This is a genomic window from Limimaricola sp. G21655-S1 (assembly GCF_027213785.1).
In the GTDB taxonomy this organism is placed as follows: domain Bacteria; phylum Pseudomonadota; class Alphaproteobacteria; order Rhodobacterales; family Rhodobacteraceae; genus Limimaricola.
Genome location: NZ_JAPWGO010000562.1, coordinates 1 through 230, shown reverse-complemented (window position 1 = coordinate 230; position 230 = coordinate 1). Strand labels below are relative to the sequence as shown.

At 64.8% G+C, this 230-nt stretch carries 1 protein-coding gene; it reads left to right on the top strand.

From position 1 onward, the window contains the following. Positions 1-19: 19 nt before the first annotated feature. Positions 20-230: S-adenosylmethionine:tRNA ribosyltransferase-isomerase (locus tag O4G76_RS21820; RefSeq protein ID WP_269399157.1), on the top strand; the 211-nt coding region annotated here is incomplete at its 3' end.

Sequence of the window (230 nt, the reverse complement as noted above, 5' to 3'; positions counted from 1 at the left end):
GCGCAGTATCGCGCGAGCCATGAAACTGAGCGATTTTGATTTCGACCTGCCCGAGGATCTGATTGCGACACGGCCCGCCGTGCCGCGTTCTTCGGCGCGTTTGCTGGTGGCAGAACAGGACCGGATCACCGATGCCCGCGTCACCGATCTGCTGCAATGGCTGAATGCTGGTGACCGGCTGGTGCTGAACGACACGCGCGTGATCCCCGCGCGGCTGAGCGGGCAGCGGC